At 39.3% G+C, this 25,422-nt stretch carries 16 protein-coding genes; 1 reads left to right on the top strand and 15 read right to left on the bottom strand.

All coding sequences use genetic code 11. The features are described 5' to 3' along the window. Window positions 1-793: 793 nt before the first annotated feature. The 10 genes from yicI to MUN87_RS21155 form a co-directional block, all read right to left on the bottom strand. Window positions 794-3,058 (bottom strand): alpha-xylosidase, encoded by a 2,265-nt coding sequence (gene yicI / locus MUN87_RS21200; protein ID WP_244743835.1) that lies wholly within the window; start codon window positions 3,056-3,058, stop codon window positions 794-796. A gap of 24 nt (window positions 3,059-3,082) precedes the next feature. Next, window positions 3,083-5,110: a beta-galactosidase gene (locus tag MUN87_RS21195; protein WP_244743834.1), complete on the bottom strand. Its 2,028-nt coding sequence runs from the start codon at window positions 5,108-5,110 to the stop codon at window positions 3,083-3,085. Window positions 5,111-5,212: 102 nt separating this feature from the next. Beyond that, window positions 5,213-6,043 carry a carbohydrate ABC transporter permease gene (locus MUN87_RS21190; RefSeq protein WP_244743833.1) on the bottom strand — a complete coding sequence of 277 codons (831 nt, stop codon included), beginning with the start codon at window positions 6,041-6,043 and terminating at the stop codon, window positions 5,213-5,215. Window positions 6,044-6,064: 21 nt separating this feature from the next. After that, complete coding sequence (locus MUN87_RS21185) at window positions 6,065-7,006, bottom strand: carbohydrate ABC transporter permease (protein ID WP_244743832.1); 942 nt, start codon at window positions 7,004-7,006, stop codon at window positions 6,065-6,067. Between the two features lie 80 nt (window positions 7,007-7,086). Further along, on the bottom strand, window positions 7,087-8,517 hold the full coding sequence (locus MUN87_RS21180) for an ABC transporter substrate-binding protein (RefSeq protein WP_244743831.1): 1,431 nt from the start codon (window positions 8,515-8,517) through the stop codon (window positions 7,087-7,089). 400 nt (window positions 8,518-8,917) lie between these two features. Beyond that, window positions 8,918-9,802 carry an ROK family protein gene (locus MUN87_RS21175; RefSeq protein ID WP_244743830.1) on the bottom strand — a complete coding sequence of 295 codons (885 nt, stop codon included), beginning with the start codon at window positions 9,800-9,802 and terminating at the stop codon, window positions 8,918-8,920. Window positions 9,803-9,877: 75 nt separating this feature from the next. Next, the gene (locus MUN87_RS21170; protein WP_244743829.1) at window positions 9,878-11,560 is read right to left on the bottom strand and encodes an ABC transporter substrate-binding protein; all 1,683 of its coding nucleotides are present in this window, start codon (window positions 11,558-11,560) and stop codon (window positions 9,878-9,880) included. 48 nt (window positions 11,561-11,608) lie between these two features. Continuing rightward, on the bottom strand, window positions 11,609-12,493 hold the full coding sequence (locus tag MUN87_RS21165) for a carbohydrate ABC transporter permease (protein WP_244743828.1): 885 nt from the start codon (window positions 12,491-12,493) through the stop codon (window positions 11,609-11,611). Between the two features lie 20 nt (window positions 12,494-12,513). Beyond that, a complete protein-coding gene (locus MUN87_RS21160; protein ID WP_439649637.1) occupies window positions 12,514-13,548 on the bottom strand; it encodes an ABC transporter permease in 1,035 nt (344 codons plus the stop codon). Between the two features lie 1,163 nt (window positions 13,549-14,711). Further along, entirely contained in the window at window positions 14,712-15,659 is a 948-nt protein-coding gene (locus MUN87_RS21155; protein ID WP_244743827.1) for a bile acid:sodium symporter family protein, read from the bottom strand. 184 nt (window positions 15,660-15,843) lie between these two features. Between MUN87_RS21155 and pepF the strand changes: the two genes are divergently transcribed. Continuing rightward, window positions 15,844-17,652, top strand: a complete 1,809-nt coding sequence (gene pepF, locus MUN87_RS21150; protein ID WP_244743826.1) for an oligoendopeptidase F — start codon at window positions 15,844-15,846, stop codon at window positions 17,650-17,652. A gap of 781 nt (window positions 17,653-18,433) precedes the next feature. Here the strand turns inward: pepF and MUN87_RS21145 are convergent. From MUN87_RS21145 to MUN87_RS21125, 5 genes are all read right to left on the bottom strand, one after another. Then, complete coding sequence (locus MUN87_RS21145) at window positions 18,434-19,204, bottom strand: TSUP family transporter (protein ID WP_244748039.1); 771 nt, start codon at window positions 19,202-19,204, stop codon at window positions 18,434-18,436. An 861-nt stretch (window positions 19,205-20,065) separates the two neighbouring features. Continuing rightward, window positions 20,066-21,409: a DUF4340 domain-containing protein gene (locus MUN87_RS21140; RefSeq protein ID WP_244743825.1), complete on the bottom strand. Its 1,344-nt coding sequence runs from the start codon at window positions 21,407-21,409 to the stop codon at window positions 20,066-20,068. Between the two features lie 10 nt (window positions 21,410-21,419). After that, the gene (locus MUN87_RS21135; protein WP_244743824.1) at window positions 21,420-22,082 is read right to left on the bottom strand and encodes a DUF624 domain-containing protein; all 663 of its coding nucleotides are present in this window, start codon (window positions 22,080-22,082) and stop codon (window positions 21,420-21,422) included. 3 nt (window positions 22,083-22,085) lie between these two features. Then, window positions 22,086-23,594 carry a response regulator transcription factor gene (locus tag MUN87_RS21130; RefSeq protein WP_244743823.1) on the bottom strand — a complete coding sequence of 503 codons (1,509 nt, stop codon included), beginning with the start codon at window positions 23,592-23,594 and terminating at the stop codon, window positions 22,086-22,088. A gap of 14 nt (window positions 23,595-23,608) precedes the next feature. Then, window positions 23,609-25,402 (bottom strand): cache domain-containing sensor histidine kinase, encoded by a 1,794-nt coding sequence (locus MUN87_RS21125; RefSeq protein WP_244743822.1) that lies wholly within the window; start codon window positions 25,400-25,402, stop codon window positions 23,609-23,611. Window positions 25,403-25,422: the final 20 nt, after the last annotated feature.

Raw genomic sequence — 25,422 nt, 5'->3', positions numbered from 1 at the left:
AATGCCTAGAACCACTGCTTTTTGCTGTTCCATACGTTGTAGCACTTCCCTAAAGCGTAGGAAATAGGCGGAGACTCCCGTGGAATCAGCACGAGCTGAAGATCCACTTAGTTTGTGCCTGCGTCTGTAAGTAATGCTTCAAAGTAAGCTTCCTCGGCACAAGGCCGCACAGTTGCAATTCAAGTAGTAGCCCTAGCTGATGCCGTGCCCCATAGCCGTCAAGCTAAGGAAAAAAGAAAATTGCACTTAAACTGTCTTACATGTTCGGCCTATCATATAATCCATTCTTATAGACAGTTGAAAAGAAAAAGAGCAAAAGTTGTCCATAAGAATGGATCTTATGGACAGTTGAAAAGGAAAAGGGCAAAAGTTGTCCATAAGAATCAAAAATATGACCACTCAAGGATATCAAAAGGACTCTTGTGGTCAAAAATCCGATTTCTTGTGCCAATACTTCAGGAATAGCTATTATAAATGATATCTTACACTCAACTTACAAAGAATCACTGCACATAGAAAACTTGTATTTATTACGGCAACATATTCATTTTTCTTTTTAACAGCATTACCTTAACTTGACGGCTATGGGCCGTGCCCACAGGAGGGAGAGCCTATTTCCGGAGCTTTGCCAAGCAGATAATCTGTATCAAAAAGATCATTTTGCAATACAGTCTTTGTTAACATAATCCATATTATAAGAACCCATCAATCATGTTTAGCATGATTACTTCTATGACTGTACTTTTTTGCTTATCAAAAATGGCTGCAGCATTGAAGCTGCAGCCGGGGATGTCTATTCTTCGATTACAATTTTTGTTTCTCCAGGTTTTCCTGTAACTTTTTTACTACCAACTACTTCGACATGATAGGCTTGATCAATACCAGTTGTCGTTACGTTTATTTCATTTCCACTACGAGTCGCCGATACAGATCCGATTATTTCGCCTGTTGCGTTTACTAATGTACGTTCTGCTGTTTGACGATCATCTAATTGATAAATCTTGAATGTAACCTCTTCTGTATAATCATACACAGGTGTCGAATCACTTGTCCCAACTGGAATAATCGTATTCGATCGAACGAACAATGGCAGGCTGAAGTAATCATACTTCTCTTTCAGCCACGTGCCTCCCTCGATGACTTCACCTGTTAACAAGTGGGTCCAATTACCTTTTGGTAAATAGAAAGAGCCAATTCCTTCTTCGTTAAAAATAGGTGCAACTAAAATCGAATCACCGAGCATATACTGTCGATCTAGTGTTTCGCATAATGGATCTTGCGGATATTCTAACAGCATCGAACGCATAACCGGAATCCCGGATTGACTATTCTCCACTGCCTGGCCATATAAATATGGCATAAGACTATTTTTCAACATCGTAAAATGACGAGCTACATCGACTGCTTCTTCATCAAATTGCCATGGAACACGATAGGACGAACTTCCGTGGAAGCGACTGTGACTGGAAAGCAGACCAAATGCTGTCCAGCGCTTGAAAACATCCGGTGTTGCTGTATTTTCAAATCCACCGATATCGTGACTCCAATAACCAAAGCCAGAAGTGGTTAACGATAAGCCCCCGCGTAGACTTTCCGCCATGGCATCATAAGTAGAGTCACAATCGCCACCCCAGTGAACCGGGAATTTCTGACCGCCAGCTGTTGCCGAACGCGCAAATACAACCGCTTCTTCTTCTCCTTTTTCTTGCTTTAACAAATCAAAGACGACTTCGTTGTATAGATAGGCATAGTAATTGTGCATTTTGGCAGGATTTGATCCGTCATGATAAACGACATCGGTTGGGATACGCTCACCGAAATCTGTTTTAAACGAATCAACGCCCATATCCAGTAATGCTTTTAATTTATCCTGGAACCAGCGGCATGCATCTGGGTTCGTGAAGTCAACAATTCCCATTCCTGCTTGCCATAAATCCCATTGCCATACGTCACCATTCGGTTTTTTAAGCAGATAGCCTTTTTCCATTCCTTCATCAAACAGGACAGATTTTTGTGCAATATATGGATTGATCCAAACACATATCTTTAAACCTTTGTCCTTAAGGCGACGAAGCATGCCTTCTGGGTCCGGGAAGTTACGGCGATCCCAGATAAAGTTACTCCATTCGAATTCTTTCATCCAGAAGCAATCGAAGTGGAAGACACTTAACGGAATACCTCGTTCTGCCATGCCGTCTACGAAATGATTGACGGTTTCTTCATTATAGTCGGTGGTAAAGGATGTTGACAGCCATAAACCGAATGACCAAGCTGGTGGTAATGCGGGTTTTCCTGTCAGTTCTGTATAGCGGCTGACTACCTCTTTCGGTGATGGACCATTAATAAAGTAGTAATCTAAGTATTCACCTTCCACACTGAATTGAGTACGGGAAACCATTTCAGAACCCAATTCATAGCTCACTTCCTCCGGGTGATTGGCAAACACGCCGTACCCTTTACTGCTAAGGAAAAAAGGAATATTTTTATACGACTGTTCGGAGCTCGTTCCACCATCTTTGTTCCAGATATCGACTGATTGCCCATTTTTCACAAATGGTGTAAAGCGTTCCCCGAGACCGTACAGGTGCTCCCCAACGCCAAGACGTAATTGACCACGCATATAAGTTGTTTGATCTGGACCGTCAATCCAAGCCAAGCCTTTACCGTCAACATCTGTTAAACGTCCGTCACTATTTTCAAATGTCAGAGCAAAATTCTGCTTCGCGATCGTTAACGTTAATCCACCGCTTACAAATTGGATATGGTCTTCTTGATCTGCCACATTTAATGTGTTTGCCTGATCTGCCACATCAAAGTTGGGATATTGTGCTTGGCCGCCTTTAAAATGCCACGTCTCCACACGAACAACATCTTCCATCGGTGCAGAAATCTTAATGGTAAGTAAGGGACCATCCAATGTGTCACCACGATGATTCAGATACTTACACGGCGCATACAAAGTCACAGATCCATCTGCTTCTTCCACTTCATGAACTATTTTAGGAAAGTGAATTTGATATCCTTCACGTACTAACCAGTTACCATCTGTAAATTTCATTTGATTACCTCCCGTGTAACATTTCTATTTTTTCAAAAGTAGTGTATCTTTTGCTTTTATTTCCGTAACGCCTTGATAATTTTCACCAGTTAGGATATCTGTCCACTCCATATCCCCTGTATCAAATGTTGCCGCTTCATTCGTATGATTCATGACAAATACCAGTGGATGTTCGTCCTTCTCACGAATCGCTACTTCTACTCCTGAAGCTGATGTCATCACACCAGTGATTCCTTTTTCAGCTGTTATGGTATCGACAAAGTCTTGGACAAAAGCCTGTTCTGGACTTGACGCAATGTAATAAGCAGCTCCTGCACCATATTTATTCTTGGTTAAGACTGGCATACCTTGATAAAAGTCAGAGCCGTATGTAGCAAGCACTTCTGCTCCTTCCGCATGGATCAAATCAAACAGGATGTTGCATTTGTATTCACCAGATAAAGCACCAAATGAATCATTGATCACTATTTCATTAAAATGAGATGGATCAAGTGCATCAATTTCCTCTGCCCAGATACCAACTAAATCTCTAAGCTCACCAGGGTAACCGCCAAGCGTAACGAGATCGTTTTCATTTACGATTCCACTGAAGAAAGTAGTAACAAATGTACCGCCATTTTTCGTAAATTGTTTGATCCGGTCAGCATGTCCTTCTTTGACCATATAAAGAACTGGTGCAATGACAATATCATATTTTTCTAAATCCTCTTCTACACTAATCATATCTACAGGAATATTACGCTGATAGAAGGCATCATAATATTTATGCACTTCTTTGACATAATTCAATGCTACAGACGGACCACTGGACAAGTCGATCGCCCAACGGTTCTCCCAGTCAAAGACTATACCTACTCGAGCTGGCACACGACTATCCAGCAGTTGATCTTCTAGCTGAATCAATTCTTTACCTAACTGAGCTGACTCACGGAAAACACGGGTATGTTCATGACCAACATGTTCAATAACCGCTCCATGGAATTTTTCTGTAGCACCTCTTGAACGGCGTAACTGGAAGAACAAAATCGTATCTGCACCGTGTGCGACGGCCTGGTAGCTCCATTGTCGCATCACATTCGGACGCTTCAATGCATTATATGGCTGCCAATTTTGCTGGCTTGGTGTTTGCTCCATTAACATAAAAGGCTGTCCGCTTTTGAGACCTCGCATTAAATCGTGGGTCATAGCAGTCAAACTCACTGGTGTATCAAAGGATGGATAGTTGTCCCACGAGACGACATCCATTTCTTTTCCCCATTTAAAATAATCGAGCTCTGGGTATAGTCCCATCAGGTTTGTTGTTACTGGCAGCGACGGTGTATGTTTTTTCAATGCATCCCGTTCCAGTTTATATACATCTAGCAAACTATCAGACTGGAATCTTCGATAGTCTAAGGAAATGCCTTGGAAATTAGTATTCTGGCCACCTTGCCATTCTTCACTTAAACCGCTTGGCGCCACAATTTCGTCCCAATCGTAAAAGGTATGTCCCCAAAAACGGGTATTCCAAGCTTCATTAACCGCTTCCAAATTCCCGTAACGCTCTTTTAGCCAGACACGAAATTCCTTTTGGCAATTTTCGCAATAACAATACCCGCCATATTCATTCGAAACATGCCATATTAATACTGCAGGATGATCCTTATATCGTTCGGCTAATTTGTCAGCAATTCGCTCAGCATACTTTCTGTACGTTGGACTGTTCGGGCAGGAATTGTGTCTACCGCCAAACTGACGCTTTCTGCCTTCGAAATCAACTCTGCGGACATCCGGATAACGCTTTGCCATCCATGCCGGATGAGCTCCGGTGCTCGTTGCCAGACAAACATAGACACCATTGTCATATAAGCGATTTATTATTTTGTCTAATCCAGCAAAATCATAGGTCGTCTCATCTGGTTGAATCAATGCCCAGGAAAATACATTTACGGTAGCTACATCAATTCCAGCCAATTTAAACATTCTAATGTCCTCTTCAGCAGTGGCTTCATCCCATTGTTCCGGGTTATAATCACCGCCATACCATATTTTCGGAAGTTTATCATTAATCATTTTATCGCCTCCTCCAACCATATTAAAATATTATAAAAGCAAGGATGGATAAGGACGACTCATCTCGGATCCATCCATTACTTTATATACAAATTTCATCCACTATTGCTTGACGGCTCCCGCAACTCCTTCGATAAAGTATCGTTGCATTAAAATAAATACAATCAATACTGGTAATAAAGAAATAGTTGCGCCTGCAGCCATCCCTGCCCAATCCGTTGAGTGCTGACCGACGAAGTTCTGCATACCTACGGCTAAAGTTCTTAGTTCCGGTTTTGATATCGTTAACACGGTTGGTACTAAGAACGAACTCCAGGTCCAGATAAATTGCATAATGACAGTTGTCGCAATAATTGGTTTCGCTAATGGTAGCATAACACTAAAAAACGTTCTAACAAAGCCACAACCATCCATAATTGCTGCTTCTTCCATTTCTTTCGGAAGCGTAGCGAAATAGGATGTAAATAAAAGCACAAATAAGGTATGTGCCCCTGAGGACTCCGCTAAAATAATTCCAAATAATGAATTTGTTAACCCTAACTGATCGACTAATTCATATAGAGGAATGATCGTATAACCCTTCGGAATAAACATAATACCAACAACGATACCCAAAATAACTTTTTTACCTGGGAAATCCACTCTTCCAAGTGCATATCCTGTTAGTGCACATAGTAGTACTACAATCGCAACAGTAGCTACCGTCATAATGACCGTATTTACAAAATACCCGCTAAAATTGGCATCCACCCATGCTCTTGTATAGTTATCCCAATTAAATTCCTCAGGGATCGGATTTCCTGAAACGATAAAGTCTGTATTTGATTTAAAGGAACCTAAAATCATCCAGATAAACGGAAAGATCCAAATAAAACCAATAAATATCAAAATGAAATGAATCAAGTATTTTATAATCTTACTAGAAATAATCATTTTCTACTGCTCCTTTCCTGATTAGTTAGCCTCTTTTTTTAGTTTACGTTGCGTATACATCGAGATTAGTCCGAAAATCCCGCTGATTAATAAGGTAAACATACCTAACATTACACCTGCAGCAGAAGCATACCCCATTCTTGTCGTTGATCCCGTCAGACCACCGCCAAACGCATAGTTAAATACATATAGGTCTAATGTTTCCGTGGTATGGTATGGATTACCATTAGTAAACGTTTTAACTAAATCAAAAGCGTTCATACCGCTAACAACAGAAAGTAGTAAAATGACAATTAGTATTGGTTTTAATAAAGGTAATGTGATATGAAACAATGTTTTCCAAAAACCTGCACCATCTAATTGTGCTGATTCATATAAGTCAGTAGGAATAGATTGTAAACCAGATAGCCAATAAATCATATTGATGCCAAGGTTCTTCCAAGTACCTACCAGAATCAGCAATAACATCGCCAGTGATGACGAATTCAACCACGAGATTGGTTGATCGGCTAAACCAATTGTTTGCAGCATTTGATTGACAGAACCATCAATACCAAAAATATTTTTCATGATGACACCGATAATAGCGGTTGTGGCTACAACTGGTATAAAGTAAATTGTTCGATAAAAGGCTTTTCCTTTCATATTATTGGCATTCAAAATTATTGCCAGAATAAGAGAGGCACCAACCCCTAGTGCAGTTGTACCTGCCATATAAATAATGGTGGTTACTAAAGCCCCCCAAAATCGCGGCGTCTGGAACAATTCCACATAATTTTCAAATCCGATAAAGTTAGTTAATGGACTTGCACCATCCCATGAGTAAAACGAGTATACGTAACTCATGATGATAGGATACAAGGATAAAACTAGGAACACGATAGCTTGCGGTAATATAAAAATATACGCCCATAATTGTCTGTTTCGATTTGTTTTGGATAAGTTGCCTTTTTTGTCAGCCATGTTTATTCTCCTTTCTTAAAAAAAGAGGACGAATTTTTCACTATGAAGCTCGTCCTATTAGGTTGTTAGAATGTCACAATCTATTCGGTTGTGTATGGCTCAAACGGCACCCAATCATTAAATACAAAATCAGACTGGTTTACATTTTCATATTGTTCAAGATTCTCATCAAATACTTTTTGTGCTTCTTCCTGCGCTTTTTCAAGTTCCGCACCAGCGTCACTAACTTCTCCTTGCAGATAACCTGCCAGGATCGATCCTGTACTATAGGACAGTCCACCTTGATAATCTTGAATGAACCCTATCGTGTCACTGTTTTTTTCATATATACTTGGTGTTGCAATACTATTCTGACCATTAATTTCGTTAATTTTGTTGTATTGTTCAAACGGTGGATCACTTACTTCTATATCCATTGGCGGTTCATGTGCACCAGATTCGACAATCACATCCCGATATCCATTTTCAATGAAGTAGTTTAAGAAAGTCTGTACCTCTTCCCAATGCTCAGTACTATTCGACACCATTAAACCTTCTTTCGGAACCATGTCACTATAATAGGCGCCTCCATCCTTCGTCGGCATTGGTGCAACACCCCAATTTTCGAACCCTGGTCCTTCTTCATCATTCATGATTACCGAACCTGCCCAATTTCCATCAAAATAGAAAGCAGATTTACCTGCTGCAAAATTAGCAATTGCTGTCGATTCGTTATATTCCACACTTGCCGGCGAAAGTACATTTTCGTCCATTAACGTTTTCAAAAATTCTATTGTTTCTACATTGCCATCATTCACAAAATCAGGATTACCAGATTTATAGTTTAATTGTCGAGCCACATCAATTGACGGATGAACCTCTGGCGTTATATTAGTGGCCATCTGATTTATCGTCATATCGGATAACCAATTTGCTTCGGCACCCATAATTAGGCCGTAAACGCCACCACCTGATTGATCATAGATACTTTTCCCAACTTCAAGCATCTCATCCCAAGTAGACGGGATTTGCTCCTCTGAAATACCATATTCTTCTAAAACATCCTTGTTATAATACATTAAAACGGAACTTTTCCCAGAGTTAAGCGGTAGCTGATAAATATCTTCACCGATTGTGGTGAAGTTCTCACTCCAAACCCCCGGATAGAATTCCTCCTTCACTTCGGGTGTGACCACATCGTTTAAATTGTGTAACAACTCCTGATCCACCAGGTTCTGTAGTGAAGTAACATTGGCCGTAACAAAAATATCTGGCAATTCATCATTTTTGATAGCCGTCTGATATTGTTGATTGCCTGATGCTCCTAGTGTTTGCATATCAATTTGAATGTCTGGGTGTTCCTCTTCGAATGTAGTAATAAAATCCTCAAACTGTGTCGTCAACTCGGGTAAACGATTCCAAAAAGTTAATGTCGTTTTGTTAGGATCATTGCTTTCTCCTGAACTGCACGCTGCCAATAGACCAATCGTAACAAGTAGTAATGCCATTATTTTAAATGAAGTTTTAAGCATGGTGTTCATCCTCCCATTTCTAGTGATTTATCATAACTAAAACCTTAAAAAACAGAATATTAGCTAGCTACTTCTAATATTCAAACAAGCAAAACAAGGAAACCGGTTTCTTTTTATTCGCTACTTTGTTCGTTCGTCGAACATACTGTTATACTATCATCTATTTTCATTAATTTCAAGCGCATACATGTTATATACTTAAAAAAATGTCGAAACGAAACAAAACATGTCAAATTATCCGGTATTTTACTTAGGTTTTGGCTATTTTTGAGTAATTGAAAGAGAATATATGTTACCCACATTAACTTATCTAAAAACAATGGTGAAAATATTTTACATTTATAAGGAAATCACGAAACGTTTCCTGATATAAACTGGTGATTTCAGGAAACGTTTCTTGTTATTTCAAGCATTTATACAATGCCCCCAGCATCCCCGCATCATTATGATGTTTGCAAGGAACTAATGCTGCCTTTACATCCGGCCACGATGGAATCGTCATTAGTGTTTTTTCCAATCGTTCATACAGATCTGGACGCTCACTGATTGCACCACCAATTAAGATTTTTTCTGGATTCAGTGTTGCTGCCAAGTTAAAGATCCCAAAACTGACATATTGGAACCATCTTTCAAGCATAGCATTCACTTCCGGATCGGTTTCGGCTTCTTTAAACACTTCATCGCCCTCTATATGTACGTCATCTGCCAGATGTTTGATCTGTTTATATTGTTGAATAAATGAACTGGTCGAAGCAATTTCATGCATATTCTGATAACCATTTTCCATGCCATTGACTATCATCAAACCAAATTCACCTGCTTTAAAGCTGTACCCATTTAAAAGCGCACCATTTACAAAAATACCGCCACCGATACCTGTTCCGATGGTAATACAGATAAAATGATCACTATCTACCGCGTTACCTGTAATTTTCTCTGCCAATGTCGCACAATTCGCATCATTTTCTATCACAATCGGGATATTGACGTTTTTCGATAGTAATTCCAAAATGTTTGTCCCATGCAACTGCTCAAACGCGCCAGCATATTGGGCAAACCCTGTAGTTGGGTTAATAAACCCTGGAAAGCTGACACCTATTTTTGCAATTGGATAGTTTCTCGATACGTTGTCAACTGTATTCGATAAATCATTCGCAAATGCTTCCATATCCTGGCGATTCGTCGGATATTTATCTTGAAAAAGAAAGTTCCCTTCCCTGTCTAACACTCCGTACTTGACATTAGTTCCACCAACATCAAAACAAAGATATAATTCATTCTTCATGTGATCACATCCTGTAACCTTTATATCATAGAGGAAGCCTGAAACCACATTGTGGTATCAGGCTTCGATACACTGTTAGTTCGTACCCCAAAGTTCCATTGTATCTTGTGTTTTCTGTGTCATTGCTTCATTTGCTTGATCAATATTCATATCTTCCAGTTCCTGAATCATCGCATCCCATGTTGCATCAAAGTCTGCTGGATCACCTAGGATAGCCTGCGTGATTCGTTGTTGTGTTAAATCATCTGCTTTTTGCTGGATGATTTCTAAATCACTGCCAGATTCAATCGTATAATTGTAAGCTGCGCCATGATCAGAAATACCAAGATCTTCAGTTTTAGGGAACCAATCCACCCAGTTTTCCATTTCGTATTCTGCTAATACTTCATTCTCTGCATCTGTAAAGCTGTCAATGATCTGTTGTTCGTTTTGTGGTGTGATGGATTGACCATTAGAATCTACTGCCCCGTTACCCCAGCGTGGGAATGGATGGACGTAGAAACCTACACCTGTTTCCTTACCGTAGTCTGCATCACTTTGCATACGTTCCAAATCATCTTCCTGCATCACGCGTTTACCATCAACCATATCATAATTTTCGCCTTCAACACCCCAATTAATAAGGATTTGTGCTTCCTCGGATGCCATCCAGTCTAAAAATTCGAAGGCTCTTTCCTGATGTTCACTTGTAGAGGAGATAGCAATACCCCAGCCACCAGAAAAGCCATAGTCTTTTAATGCTTGTGACGTCTGGTCTTCACTGATAGTTACTGGAAGTGGTGCATAGGTTCTCCATTCTTTTCCATCTGCAATAAGTGCTTTATCTGCGTCTGCAAAATCCCAGTTTTGATCAGCAATTGCCAGAACACGACCGGCCGATATTTTTGAAATATACGTATCATACGTATGTGTAAAAGATTCTGGATCTAAAAGACCTTTATCATTCATACCATTTAACCATTTAAAGTACTCTTTAAATTCTGGTAATAAGAATTTATAAGTGGTTTCACCTGTTTCATCATCTACAGCCCATTGGCCATCATCCTGAATACCTGCAGCAAAACCTGCTGGGTTCCCAACTGTGATCAACCAACGCCAGTCACTACCTAGCAAGGATAATGGAAGTGTTTTTTGACCATCAATTTCTGGATACTTCTCATAATACTCAGTTAATGCTTTCTCTAAGTCATCTAATGTTGTAATTTCAGGATAACCAAGCTCTCTTAATACATCTAATTGAACCTGGAACGTCCCACTTGTTTCCCAATAAGCAGTTTCTACAGGATTTGTGCCTACTGTATAGATGCTTGGATCTTCCAATGAATTACGTAAACGATCAATCTGATCACCATACATTGCTTTTAGGTTGTCACCTTTTTCCTCAATCATCTCATCTAATTTAATAACACCGCCTGCTTCAATCAGTTTCCCAATATCACCTTTTGCAAAAATTAAATCGGGATAGTCTCCACTGGCAATCATTAAAGGAATGGCTTCATCATTTCCACCTACAGGATAGTCCAATTCCAGTTTCACACCCGTTTTCTCTGTAATTTTTTGGGCTACTGGATCATCAAAGGACTTCTCCACACCATCTGCACTGAAGAACGATAATGTAACCGGTTCTTCGCTTCCACTTTCTTCCCCATTGTCACTATCTGTGCTGCTTGCATCCTGATCATCACTACAAGCGGCCAAAAATAGTACAGAAAGGATAAATACTACAGATAACCATAAGAAAGATAACTTTCTCGTCATGTCTTTCCCCTCCATTTTTAATAAATATATATTAATTTTCATTAATACCTAACTTTTTACTGCGCCTATCGTTAATCCGGTTACAAAGTACTTCTGTAAAAATGGATATACAGCTAAAATAGGGGCAGTGGCAATAATGGTAATTGCCATTTTAATTGATTGCGGACTCGTTTGACCCGCTATAACCTGGGCATTCTGATTATTGATATCACCACTCGATATATTGGCATTATCTATTATCTTCATCAATTCAAATTGTAACGTCGTCAACACTTCATTACCTCTCGCGTACAAATACGTATCAAACCAGCTATTCCACTGCATAACTGCCAGGAATAATGCAATCGTTGCAATTACCGGCAAACATAACGGAATAATAATTCTAAGGAAGATTACAAAGTCATTGGCTCCATCCATTTTGGCTGATTCTTCTAGTGCTGGCGGTAAATTATCCATAAATGACCGGATAATAATGACGTTAAATGCTGATAAGAGCATCGGCCAAATGTATACTCCAAATTCATTGATTAAGCCTAATTTACGAATTAACAAATATTCAGGAATTAAGCCGCCACTGATGAACATTGTTAGGACTAATATAAAGCCAACTAAACCATTAAAGACAAAATCTCTTCTGCTTAACACGTATGCCAGCATAGTACTCGCAATTATTCCTGCTATTGTACCGACTACTGTTCTTAATATCGACATTGTAAATGCTTGCAGCAACCTGTCATTACTTCCGAAAATCTCCTGATAATTGGCTAAAGTGAATTCCCGTGGCCAAATATGAATGCCACCTCTGGCAGTATCTACTGCATCATTGAATGAAATCGCCAAAATATTCAAGAACGGATACAATGTGACGACGATTACTATTAACATGAAGAAAGTTAAGATAATGTCAAATGGTGTCCATTTCTTTTTTTTCATTACTGATTCTCTCCTCTCTTCTAGAACACTCTACCTTCACCAATTCGTTTTGCAATACCGTTACAAATCAGGATCAAAATCACACTGACAACTGATTTAAATATCCCGATCGCTGTACCAAATGAATAGCGGAACATTCCGATCCCGTAATCTAATGCGTATAAGTCAATGACTATCGATTTCTCATAAACGATATTGTTACCGAGTAGCATCTGCTTCTCAAAACCAATATTGATTAAGTTACCAATGTTTAATATGAGAAGTACGATTATGACAGAGCGGATACTTGGCAATGTAATATGCCACATTTGACGAAGTCTGCTTGCTCCATCGACTTTCGCTGCTTCATAAAGCTGTGGATCTACCCCGGCCATCGCTGCTAAATAAATAATGGCATTCCAACCGGTTTCCTTCCAGACATCGGCAGCGGTTACAATTCCCCAGAACAAACCAGGTTCTGCCATGAAATTAATTGGATTATCAATAAGTCCAAGTCCTTCTAAAAAATTATTGATAAAACCATCTGTGGAAAGCATGGTAATCACGATGTTCGCTGCAATTACCCAGGAAACAAAGTGGGGTAAATACGATATCGTTTGTGTCCATTTCTTCAAAGCAACAAAACGCAATTCATTTAGAAACAAAGCAAAAGCAATTGCTGAAAGCGTTCCGAAGACAAGACCTAAAATTCCCATTCCTAACGTATTTTCCAACGCCCGGTAGAACATCGGTTCATTGAATAGATCTTTAAAGTGTTTCAGCCCTACCCATTCCTGATCAAACAAGCCAAACTGTGGCTTATAATCTTGAAAAGCCATCATCCAGCCAGCCACAGGAATGTACTTAAAGATGATTAACCATGCAACAAAAGGAATTGACATACATAATAATGCCTTTTGTTTACTTAACCTTTTCCAAAATCCCCCTTGAACAGGTGGTTTAGGTGCTTTTTTCTTATTTTTGGAGAAAAGCCCTGGTTTAACCTGCGTCTTTAAAGGCGAGCTTGATTCAGGTAGATTCTGTTGTGTATCTTGCACACTATCAACTTGACCCATATTTCTCTCTCCTTACCTCTCAACCTTTGAAAGCGTTTTTCTTTATGTTTTTATTATATAAGAAAACGCTTTCCTTAAAAACATAAAAAAGGAGAGGTAAAATCATGTAAAAAGGAGAGGTCGGTGAAATGACCAGTTTGACGGGCATACAAAAATTATTATAACCGTTAAGGAGTTGGCGGTTCAATACGGTAGAAATATTATGCCGGTCCTTATTAAGGTAAGTATACATTATAGCTGCCTGTACTACTGATTATGTAATGCTAGCTGGGTAATGTTTATTTTGAAATGTTTCATGGATTCGCCAACCACTTCCCGCGCTGGACGCAAGCTATTTTTTGGAGCTTTGCTAAGCACCGAAACCTATCAAAATAACCACATTTAAATACAGTTCCACATTACATAATCCTTAGTATCAGACTCCTACTTAATTGATAATCAACTTCTTATAATATGGATTATGTTAACGAAGGCTATATTGCAAAATAGTCATTTTGATATAGATTATCTGCTTAGCAAAGCTCCGGAAATAGGCTCCGCGTCCTGTGGGGTCGGGTTCAGCCTTCTCGCGAGCAAAAACCGCTCACTGCGGGGTCTTCACACACGACTGATCCCACGGGAGTCTCCGCCTATTTCCTACGCTTCAGGGAAGTGCTACAACATATATATAAAAGTGAAAAGCAGCGGTAGGCATTATCCATATTAAAGATGAGGTATATACACTAAAGGATACCAATCAAAATACTAGCTGTATTATTAATTGTAGAGCAAAGCCATAGCGTAGGCCAACCACGTAGACTCCCGCGGGATTATGCAGGCGCTGAAGATCCACAACGTCTGCACCTGCGTCTACTAGTAACGCTTCAGAGTAGGCTTCCTCGGTGCAAGGCAGCAGAGAAGTGATTCGTGTAGTAGCCTAGCTTCAGCCGTGCCCCGCAGGACGCGGAGTGGTTGGCCGAAGCGGTATCCTAGCACATTAAATATCTCAATATGGATGCTTGGCTAGCGATGGCTAGTTGACATAATCCATATTATAGGAACTAACCTTCATGTTCAATATGATTACTGATGTGACTGCACTTTTATACTTCACTGATTAAAAAACAAAAGACTGCTATCACAGCAGCCTTTTGTCTCGACGCTATTCTATTGTGACAAGCAATCTAATTATTTCTGCCCTCTTCTTTTTCCTGCAGCTTTCGAAAAATCGTGGCAATGATCGGTCCTGAAATATTATGCCATACACTAAAGATCGCGCTTGGTACGGCTGACAATGGACTGAAATGTGCGGAAGCTAGTGAAGCTCCTAGACCTGAGTTCTGCATCCCTACTTCGATAGAGACAGCCTTCTGTTGTTTTGGCCCCATTTTCAATACCTTTCCAAGCCCATAACCTATCAAATAACCAAGTGTATTATGGAGTACCACGAGCAAGAAAATAAATAGTCCTGTTTTAGCAATTTGCTCCTGGTTGACACTGACTACTGCTGCAACAATCGCTACAATCCCAACCACGGATACTAACGGAATAGCCTTAATACCAGCTTCAACTTTGTCCTTTAGTAATGCTTTTACAAGTAGCCCTAACAAAATTGGTACAAGAACAATTTGTACAATCGTTACAAATAATGAACCGGCAGATACCTCTAACCATTGGCTGGCAAAAAGATAAATTAAGGCCGGCGTCAGAACCGGTGCCAGTATAGTAGATACCGCTGTAATCGAAACGGACAATGCAGTATCGCCTTTTGATAAATAAGTCATGACATTGGAAGAAGTCCCACCTGGGCAACAGCCAACTAGAATGACACCTACTGCTACTTCTGTAGAAACAGGAAAAATTGAAACAAGTGCGAAAGCGAGCAGTGGCATAATCACAAATTGACCAGCTACACCTATTGCCACCTCTTTCGGGCGTTTAAACGCTTCTTTAAAATCATTCGCTGACAATGTTAACCCCATGCCAAACATAATGATACCTAGCAATGGCGTAATAAATTCTGCCAGCCAGGTAAATCCTGAAGGTGCAAGAAATGATAAGATTGCAAAAAGTACAACCCAGATAGCAAACGTGTTCCCTGCAAAACTACTGATTCTTTCTAAAACTTTCATGTTACTCCCCCTCTAAGATGCGTATTAAGAGATTATATAATATTATCAGAATATTTTAAATACTTTCAGCTGTTTTTTTGCTAGCAATTATCTGCAAGTACAGCTTTCTTGTTTTGTGATGCAGCTAATCTAGCGTATACTAATAAAAATGAATAAATTTTTATAGAATAGGAGAGATTTCCTCATGGCAAAAACAAAGCGTCTTCACCGTTCTGAAGTACCTGAAGCACAAAAATGGGACTTATCCGATATATTTCCTGATCAAGAAACTTGGGAAAAAGAACTAAAAGCGATTCAAACTGACATTTCTCAAGTAACATCCTTTAAAGGCAACTTAGTAACCAGCGCCGCCAACTTATTGAATGGATTAACAACATATGAAAACTATCTGAAACGTGTAGGTAAAGTAAGTACATATGCTGAATTACGAATTACTACCGCTGGCAGCGATCCAGGTAATCAGCGTGATGCTGCCAGAGTATCTTCAGCCATGGCAACTATCAATGCAAAGCTTTCCTTTATACAATCAGAATTATTAACACTATCTGAAGAGGAAACAGCTCAATTTTTGCAGGAAGAGAAAGGGCTCGTCACCTACAAAAAATTATTAAAAGATACATTAGAGCAAAAACCGTATACTTTAGCACCGAATGTTGAAGAAACATTGGCGGCATTAGGTGAAATTCATGACGCGCCTTTCATGATTTATGAACGCAGTACTTCTTCTGATATGACATTTGCATCTATTAAAGATGAAAATGGCCAAGATCTACCGATGTCTGCTTCTTTATATGAAGATCTTTATGAAATGGAGGCGAACACAGACATTCGTCGTAACGCCTACAAGTCTTTTATCCAAACACTGAGTCAGTATCAACATACATATGCAGCGACCTATGCAACTGAAGTGACGAAACAGGTTACATTAGCTCGTCTTAAAAATTATGAATCTGTGACAGATATGCTGCTTCTTCCTCAGCAGGTTACGAAAGAAATGTATTATAATCAGCTTGATGTAAGTCAACAGGAACTAGCACCACACATGCAGCGTTACGCAAAGTTATTGAAGGATAAAATGGGATTAGCTGAATTGCAATTTGCTGACTTAAAAGCACCACTGGATCCAGACTTTAATCCTTCTACTACTTATGAAGAAACCAAATCATTGATTCATGATGCATTGCAAGTCATGGGACCAGAATATAGTGATATGATACAAAAAGGACTAAATGAACGGTGGATTGATTTAGCTGATAACATCGGTAAACAATCTGGTGCTTTCTGCGCCACTCCATACGGTGTTCATCCTTATATTCTCGTAACATGGACAGGTGCTATGCGAGGTGCTTTCGTTTTAGCCCATGAACTGGGACATGCTGGGCACTTTCATTTAGCAGGTAAACATCAGTCGCTGGTAAACTCTGAACCATCTACCTATTTCGTGGAGGCACCTTCCACAATTAATGAACTATTGTTAGCCAATCACTTACTAGGCACGACAACTGATAATCGGATGAAGCGCTGGGTAATTACACAATTGCTGGGGACCTATTACCATAATTTTGTTACGCATCTTTTAGAGGGAGAGTTCCAACGTCGGGTCTACGAACTAGCGGAAGCTGGTACTCCTTTAACCGCGGACGTCTTGAACGAACAGAAATTAGCTGTACTGAAAAACTTCTGGGGCAATAGCGTAAGTTTTGATGAAGGAGCAGGACTGACATGGATGCGTCAACCCCATTATTATATGGGCTTATATCCATACACATATTCCGCAGGTCTAACCGTAGCAACCGCAGTAGCTAAGCGTATTCAAACAGACGGAAAACCTGCAGCTGACAACTGGTTGGAAGTATTAAAAGCAGGTGGAACGCTAAAACCACTTGACCTTATTCACAAAGCAGGAGTAGATATGTCAAAACCGGACGCAATCAAGGAAACAGTCGCATATATCGGTTCACTTGTTGATGCATTAGAAGAAAGCTATCAATAACGAGGCTAATAAACAGATTAAAGAAAAAAATGAACTGAGACGAATGTTTGTACATAACATTCGTCTCAGTTCGTTTTTTCTTTTACGTTATTAATATATACTGCGAAGTAACAAGAACCGCGAAATATAGGTATCGCGATCAGCTGGGAGACCATTTTGACATGGTTTGTCTGCTAGAATGCCACTCCGTCCAACCACTCCGCGTCCTGCGGGGCACGGCTGAAGCTAACTTTGTGAAGAAGGGCGCTTCACAAAGTGGATCTTCAGCACCTGCACAATCCCGCGGGAGTCTCCGTGGTTGGCCTACGTTATGGTTTTGCTCTACAACTAATAATACAGCTAGTATTTTGAGCGGTGTCCTTTAGTGTCTATAATATGTAAAATGCCTAGCACCACTGCTTTTAGCTGTTCCATGCGTTGTAGCACTTCCTTAAGCGTAGGAAATATGCGGAGACTCCCGTGGAATCAGCGCGAGCTGAAGATCCACTTATGAAAGAAAAGAATTTTCTTTCATAAGTTAGCTGAAGCCGTGCCCACAGGACGCGGAGCCTATTTCCGGAGCTTTGCTACGCACAATAAAAATGTCATAATCACCAAATAGAAATACAATTTTACAGCATTAGATAGATTCTTACTTAGCATAAAATATGATACATCGCCAAATTGTCAATAGTTCGCAGTTTGCTTCTAAAGCATACTTCTCTTCTGTTCACAAAGAATTGATAGTGAATACATTTGTACATATTTTTACATCTGCATTTTTGATATGCCAAAGCCACTTCTAAAATCCTAACACGTCATACAAATTCTTTGCTAATAGCACAAAGGTAATCGTTATAAATATAAATCGAATATAGCGGCTCCCCTTACTTATCGCTAAACGCGCTCCCATCACTGCTCCGCCGACACAAGCTATTGCCATTGGAAAACCGTATAGAAAATTAACCTCACCTAAATAGATAAACATTAATAATGCAGCAATATTACTTCCGAAGTTAAGAAATTTTGCATTACCAGCCGCTTTAATAAAATCTGCACCTATGATCAAAAAGGCAAAGATCAAAAAAGAGCCTGTTCCCGGCCCCAGAAAACCATCATAACAACCTATTGCAAACATTGCAGCCACAAACAGGATGAAATTACGTTTCGTAAGCTTCTTTTGACTGTATATACCGCCCCAGTCTTTCTTAACCAACGTATAAAACGCTACAAGAGCAAGCATAATCAGCATCAGGGGTTTTAATACTGCTGGATCCATTAAATGGACCGTCCACGCTCCGATGATAGATCCAATAAAAACGACAGGAAATAACTTATAGACAGTCGATAATTCAAGTTTACCAGATTTAAAGAAAACAAGAGAGCTGGTGAAGGAACCCATCGTCCCTACTAATTTATTGGTAGCGACCGCGGCCGCCGGGTTCATGCCTGTTGATAATAGAACAGGCAACGAAATCAGACCGCCTCCGCCAGCAACTGAATCGATAAATCCAGCTAGAAATCCGAAAGCGATCAATATTAGTAATAATGTGATATCAAGTTCTGACAATATACTATCTTCCTTCCAATACGCTTATTATGTAAATTGCACCTGTCTATTATAACGATTTATTTTACATATTGAAACTTTCATTTCACACAAAAGTAAAATGCAAGACGAACTTAAACCGAGTTGTTATGGAAAATAATCCGCATTATAAAAACCTACACTTTTTTCTCTGTCTTTAGTGAAAATTTTTTATAAATAGATGATATATACCACACTATTTTTCAAAAAAACAGGAAAACCCCTCCCGTCCAATAATATACAACCACCTGACCTGTAGTGGGAAATATGTTAGGCAAATAACCTAATGCTTATTTTGAAATAATTCGCTGGGACACTATTTCCATCCACTTTCAGTTCCTCTCTTCTTAAACGAGACAAATCTCTAGTGACTGCTTCCCACTTTTGGTTCCATTCTTCCTAAACGAGACAAACCTCGGGTCACCTCACCCATCTTTTGGTTCCTTTCTCGCTAAACGAGACAAATCTCGGGTGACCTCCCCCATCTTTTGGCTCCTTTCCCGCTAAACGATACAAATCTCGGGTTAATGCTCCCATCTTTTGGCTCCTTTCCCGCTAAACGAGACAAATCTCGGGTGACCGCTCCCATCTTTTGGTTCCTTTCTCGCTAAACGAGACAAATCTCGGGTCACCTCACCCATCTTTTGGTTCCTTTCTCGCTAAACGAGACAAATCTCGTGATCCGTTTTCTCCTTTTGGCTACTTTTCTTATCTCACTAATAAGAGTGATTTTATACTTGATGCTTTCAACATTTTGACTGCGTCGTGTTCTTCATTGCTAAAATTCTATGCTTTCCTACCGTAAAATGAAAACGGAGCTAACCTAGTTGATCAGCTCCGTTTTCATTATTCTCCATATGTTTCTTTTAATTGTTCCAGTACTTCTGTTACTTTCTCTTTCTTAATACTAAATTCTGCAGGGGTATCATTTGTCTTCACCGCATAAGCTTCATCAGATATTGGAATGAATGCGACTTGGTGGGAGATTTCATCTTGCTGTGTTTGGATCGTGTATTCTATCGTTACTTCCGCCTCTTCATTTGAAACATCTTCAGTTGGCTCATCAAAGCGCAAACCGGCTAATGATTGATAGATTGATCTGAAATCTTCTGTGTTTGCTGTCTCGCCCTGATGGTGAACGGTTGTTTTTATTTCACTATCTTGTTCTTCATGGTCGAATGTAAAATGGTAGGATTGATCAGGTGCCGTTATCTTCAATTCGCTTAACACCTCTAATGCAACGATATCCACAAAGTGATCGATCATATCAAATGCCTTGTAACTATAAGGATCCAGAACATCAGTAGGTACGGTATAAACCGTATCTTCATTTTTCAATTTGACATAGTATTGGTTATCTGCAGCAGGGTTTCCAACCAATAATGTTTCGCTTTTTTCCGCAGAAGAAAAAGTAATCGTGAACTCCGCATTATCTAAGCCATGATCAGCATCCGCTGAAGCTGTTCCGATCTGTTGAATTTGTTCCATTCCTAACAGCATTTCTTCCATTTTCGAATATGCAACACTGTACACACCTTGATATGGCTCATGCATATACCAGCCGCTGATGTGTGCCAGTGACTCTTCTTCTGAGTAGACTGGTTCATTACTTAACGCAATCTCTTCGGTACCATTAGCAATTTTCAATTCTGTTAGTGTGTCAGCACTGATCGATAATAATCCGGTCTGCAGTACATCTTGATTTTTTAATGGAATCGTTTGAATCACGCTGCTATCAACCAGGTAAATTTTGTCTTGTTCACGTTGTGCTACATAATAGCGATTACTTTCTTTGTCTAACTGCCCAATGGAGATTTGTTGTTCCTCCCCATCTGCATCTGTAAAAGCGACCGTTACCCGTGGGAAATCCAGGTTAACATTTCGTTTTTTTACGTCCGTTTCCTCGCCTTTCATGTCTTTCATTGAGGAAATGAAGCTATCAAGCTTTTCCGTATCAACCGGTTGTTCATTGTTAACCAGCCCCCACTCCTCGTTGTTCTTTTCCAATTCCACATTTTGATCAGCGAAGACCTTAATGTGTGCGATTTGATCTGTGTTCTCGAGCAATGATACTTCGTTCGTCGATGAATTTGCTTCTTCTGCTGGCTCATCTGATAAGATGCCTAACGCAATAATAATCCCAACAGCAATAATCAGAAGTAATAGCCACCATGATTGTTTTTTCTTCATTCGTATCCCCTCATTCCTTACCAAGTTCTTCTTTCATCAAAACAAATGGCTTCTGCATGTTGTGCATAATAAAATAAACGACAATACTCATAATAAACCAGACCGCGATCCCGGAAACAAAATAATAAATAATTCCCAGAGAAATAAGCGTAGAAATATGAAGTAGTGTTGTTTTGAAATAACGAAAAAAAGAATAAATCGAGACTAGCAATAAATTCTTCAGCTTGACTTCAAATCTCGTTAACACCGGAAACGCATATAACATAATAAATAAGCAGACGATTAATAAAATGAGAAAAACAGGTGCAAGCACGGATACATATATATTGGCATAATGAATATCGACAAGAAAAATGGTAATTAATGTCCAGATAAGAATCCAAAACTTGCTTGCTATTCCGATGTTTTTGCGATAGTAGAGCCAAAAGTCTTTTGTTGGATTGATGTCCTTTTCACGAACAAATTTCCCCATAGTGGCATGCAAGGCTGCCAAGGCTGGCCCTGCCGGCAATAATGCAATATAAAACAAAATGATATTTTCTATTCGCAACTGAAAGAAAATAAACGCGAGTATAAATAAACTATTAGCGATCATAAAATGAAAATTTGTCACCATAAAGTAATAAACGTAGAGTACACTCTTATATAAGGGTCTGTCTGTTAATCCTGTCATTTTTTATTCCCCTTTAATACTTTCTGTTGAACGTGATTGTTTTTGGAATTCTTTTGGACTGATGCCAACATGATATTTGAACTTCCGATAAAAATAATCCTGATTGGTATAGCCAACTTTCTCTGAGACTTGATACACTTTATCGCTGCCACCTACTAATAACTCTTTCGCTTTCGTAATCCGGACGGCATCAAGGTATTGGTGAAAATAGCTCCCCGTTTCTGCTTTAAACTTTTTCCCTAGATAGCTCGGATTATAATTAAATAAATCTGCCATTACTTTGACATTTAATTCTTTCGCATAAAAATAATCAACATAGTGCTTCATTTTATCAATAATGGTGTCATGATCACTGGCAAACCCATTGATTTGATGAGCCAGATCCAGTAGCTGCTGTTTTATTTCTTCTATGATATCAGCTAGTTGATGTGCAGAGGTAAAGCGATCTACCAGCTCATCGTTCGTCCATACCGTCAATGAGTGATTCGACTTGCTTAATTCCTGATAAATGCTCTTCATTTTATCAATCAATTCCGCTATAATTCTGCCTTTGGCATACTTTTTTCTTTGATAATAGAATTGAAGTTGTATTAGATGGTTATCTAATTTGTCTACTTGATCGAATTCAACCATCAGACAAACTTGTTCCAGCCACTTCGAGAATTCAAAAGGATCTCCTTCATCTGCTTTCAAATCGTTCTCTGTCAAAATGAGCCTGTCTCCATAAGCAAAGGTGAACTGCTGCAAACAATGCAAATCCTTCACAGCAGATGGCAGGCTGTCGATATCGTTTTTATCCTCGATTAATTGAAATTGAAGTGATCTGTCTTCCATTGATACCGTTAAATCGTGAAGCTGTTGCTTGACTTCTGTGAATTGAAGATTGCGGAAAAGCATAAATAACGTATCATGCTTCCATAAATAATGAAACACCTCTTTCACACCATCATGGAGCTTCGAGGTAATCTGTTCACTGGAAGTGTCGTTTAAAGCTGTCATACTTGCTAAATAAAATGTATCCCTGCGAAAATGCTGGAGCCAGTCTTCGTCTCTATTATTCTCTAACAGGAACTGCTTCCATTTGCTAGATTCAGATATGCTGCCAAAATCACGGAGTTGCTTTTCTAACATTTTTTCCTGCTTAAGCTTGATTCTCATCCGCTCGAGTAATGGAATCAATTCTTCTTCGTCAATAGGTTTCAATAAATAGGATTCCATACCAAGTCTAATCGCCTGCTGTGCATAGGAAAAATTAGAATAGCCTGATAGTACAACGAATTTGCAAGTAAATCCTTCTTCTTTAGCTTGCTGTACCATTTCAATACCGCTAATTCCGGGCATTCGAATATCAACAAAGACAACATCCGGTTTCCACTCCCTGATTTTCTCTAAGCCTGACCTGCCATTGTCAGCAGTGCCTATCACTTGAAATCCATAGCTGTTCCAATCAATAATTGATGCTAATCCTTCACGAATTAACGGCTCATCGTCGACTAGTAATACTCGCAGCATGTATTTCCCCCCTTTTATGCTTCGCCTTGTTTGATTTTAGGAATCCTGAGGGTCATCGTGGTGCCCAGACCAACAATGCTGTCTATCGCCACGCCAAACCGTTCACCATAGTATAGCTGCAGACGCTGATGGACATTGTGCAAGCCGATGCTGTTACCGTCTGACAGATATTCCTGATCATCCAGACGTTCTCTGATTTCCACCAAAGTGTCCCGCTTGATCCCTACGCCATTATCTTTTACTTCGATTTGAATATAATGATCCTCTTCTTCAATTGTCAGCTGGATAAATCCGCTATCTTCTTTCGGTTCCAGCCCATGAATAATCGCGTTCTCTACGATCGGCTGAATAAGTAATGGAAAAATGTAATAGTCTTTAACCGAGTCTTCAATTTCAAACTGATAATAAAATTTATCACCGAACCGCATCTTCTGAATATCCAGATAATTATGGATCAATGTTATTTCTTCCGTAATTGGAATCGGGCGGTCCGTTCTCTCTAATGCTGATCGCATCATTTTACTAAGCATTTTGACAAGCTTGGCAACTTCAGGGTCTTTATTCAGCACCGCTTTCATTCTGATCATTTCTAATGTATTGTAAAGAAAATGTGGATTGATCTGGCTTGCCAGCATTTTAAAATCCATTTCCTTCTGTTTACGACGCCAGGTTTCTTCTTTAATTTTGTGAATATATACTTCGTCAATTATTTTTTGAACACTTTTGGATGTCGTCATTAAATCACGATATACGTCACTAATTTCATCATGACCACGAACCTGTTCATTTATTTGAAAATTCCCTTTTGCTACTTGGTACATTGTTTTTCTTAATTGTTGAATTCGTTTATGAAAACTTCTAATAAAAATTCCAATTAATCCTAGTGAGATCGTTAATGCTCCTACGATCACAAAGAATCCTTTCGCATATACGGCGTTGGGTTCTTTCATCACATCATCAACTGGTATAACAGTGGATACTTGAAATGTGTTATCCAGCGATTTATCTGGCTGGAAATGGTGGACATTGACTTTGACGTGTTCTCCTCCGAATTCAGAGTCAATGACATAATTGCCAAAAGGCTGTTCTTCCTGCTCAAAGAATGACGCTTCTTCACCAATTTGCTTATTGCTCGTATTATAAATAATCGTGCTCCTATCGAGCGTGATTAACGCTTGATAAGGTTCTCCTTCTACCACTGATCTTAACATATCAGGTGATACATATATCACAAGAACTCCTAGTAAATCGTGACTTTGACCATACACTGATCTTGTTAGCGCTAGCATTTTCTTTCTTGTCCAATAATTTTCCATATACACCCATGACAAGCGGCCTTCTTTCGCAATTGCTTCTTTATACCAGGATTGATTTTTCACCATACCATCTGCATAGATCATATGAGAATCGGTAATCATGTCTTTATTCATGAAAAATTGGATGGTCTCTACTTCGTCATAATATTTCAAAAAATCATCGAAGATAGGATATTGATTATAGGCATTATACATGTCCAATGTCGATCCATAATCGTGCTCTAACAGTTCTTTCAGATTTTGATTGATATAGACCATGTCAGCAATATCGGTAACCCGGTTAAAAATTGTTTGCAGACGTAATTCCAATTTATCAACATTTGCTTTTGCTTCATTTAACGAATTATTTAATACAATATCGCGTGTACTGTAATTTAAATAAGCTCCTACTAATAATATAGGAATCGCTGTGACAATCAAGTAAATACCGAGCAATTTATGCTTTACTTTTAAATAATCAAATAACCTCATCCATTTTTGCTTAAAAAACACGGCAACTACCCCCTGTCACA

The organism is Gracilibacillus salinarum, from assembly GCF_022919575.1.
Classification (GTDB): Bacteria; Bacillota; Bacilli; order Bacillales; family Amphibacillaceae; genus Gracilibacillus; species Gracilibacillus salinarum.
The sequence above is the reverse complement of the archived record's forward strand: the minus strand, read 5'-3'. Positions and strand labels throughout refer to the sequence as shown.

Excerpts from the sequence above, each read along its gene's own strand:
- MUN87_RS21170 (WP_244743829.1), bottom strand. The coding sequence starts at position 11,560 with ATGACGAGAAAGTTATCTTTCTTATGGTTATCTGTAGTATTTATCCTT.
- MUN87_RS21140 (WP_244743825.1), bottom strand. The coding sequence starts at position 21,409 with ATGAAGAAAAAACAATCATGGTGGCTATTACTTCTGATTATTGCTGTT.
- MUN87_RS21190 (WP_244743833.1), bottom strand. The coding sequence starts at position 6,043 with ATGATTATTTCTAGTAAGATTATAAAATACTTGATTCATTTCATTTTG.
- MUN87_RS21130 (WP_244743823.1), bottom strand. The coding sequence starts at position 23,594 with ATGCTGCGAGTATTACTAGTCGACGATGAGCCGTTAATTCGTGAAGGA.
- MUN87_RS21165 (WP_244743828.1), bottom strand. The coding sequence starts at position 12,493 with ATGAAAAAAAAGAAATGGACACCATTTGACATTATCTTAACTTTCTTC.
- MUN87_RS21135 (WP_244743824.1), bottom strand. The coding sequence starts at position 22,082 with ATGACAGGATTAACAGACAGACCCTTATATAAGAGTGTACTCTACGTT.
- yicI (WP_244743835.1), bottom strand. The coding sequence starts at position 3,058 with ATGAAATTTACAGATGGTAACTGGTTAGTACGTGAAGGATATCAAATT.
- MUN87_RS21175 (WP_244743830.1), bottom strand. The coding sequence starts at position 9,802 with ATGAAGAATGAATTATATCTTTGTTTTGATGTTGGTGGAACTAATGTC.
- pepF (WP_244743826.1), top strand. The coding sequence starts at position 15,844 with ATGGCAAAAACAAAGCGTCTTCACCGTTCTGAAGTACCTGAAGCACAA.
- MUN87_RS21195 (WP_244743834.1), bottom strand. The coding sequence starts at position 5,110 with ATGATTAATGATAAACTTCCGAAAATATGGTATGGCGGTGATTATAAC.
- MUN87_RS21160 (WP_439649637.1), bottom strand. The coding sequence starts at position 13,548 with ATGGGTCAAGTTGATAGTGTGCAAGATACACAACAGAATCTACCTGAA.
- MUN87_RS21155 (WP_244743827.1), bottom strand. The coding sequence starts at position 15,659 with ATGAAAGTTTTAGAAAGAATCAGTAGTTTTGCAGGGAACACGTTTGCT.
- MUN87_RS21180 (WP_244743831.1), bottom strand. The coding sequence starts at position 8,517 with ATGCTTAAAACTTCATTTAAAATAATGGCATTACTACTTGTTACGATT.
- MUN87_RS21185 (WP_244743832.1), bottom strand. The coding sequence starts at position 7,006 with ATGGCTGACAAAAAAGGCAACTTATCCAAAACAAATCGAAACAGACAA.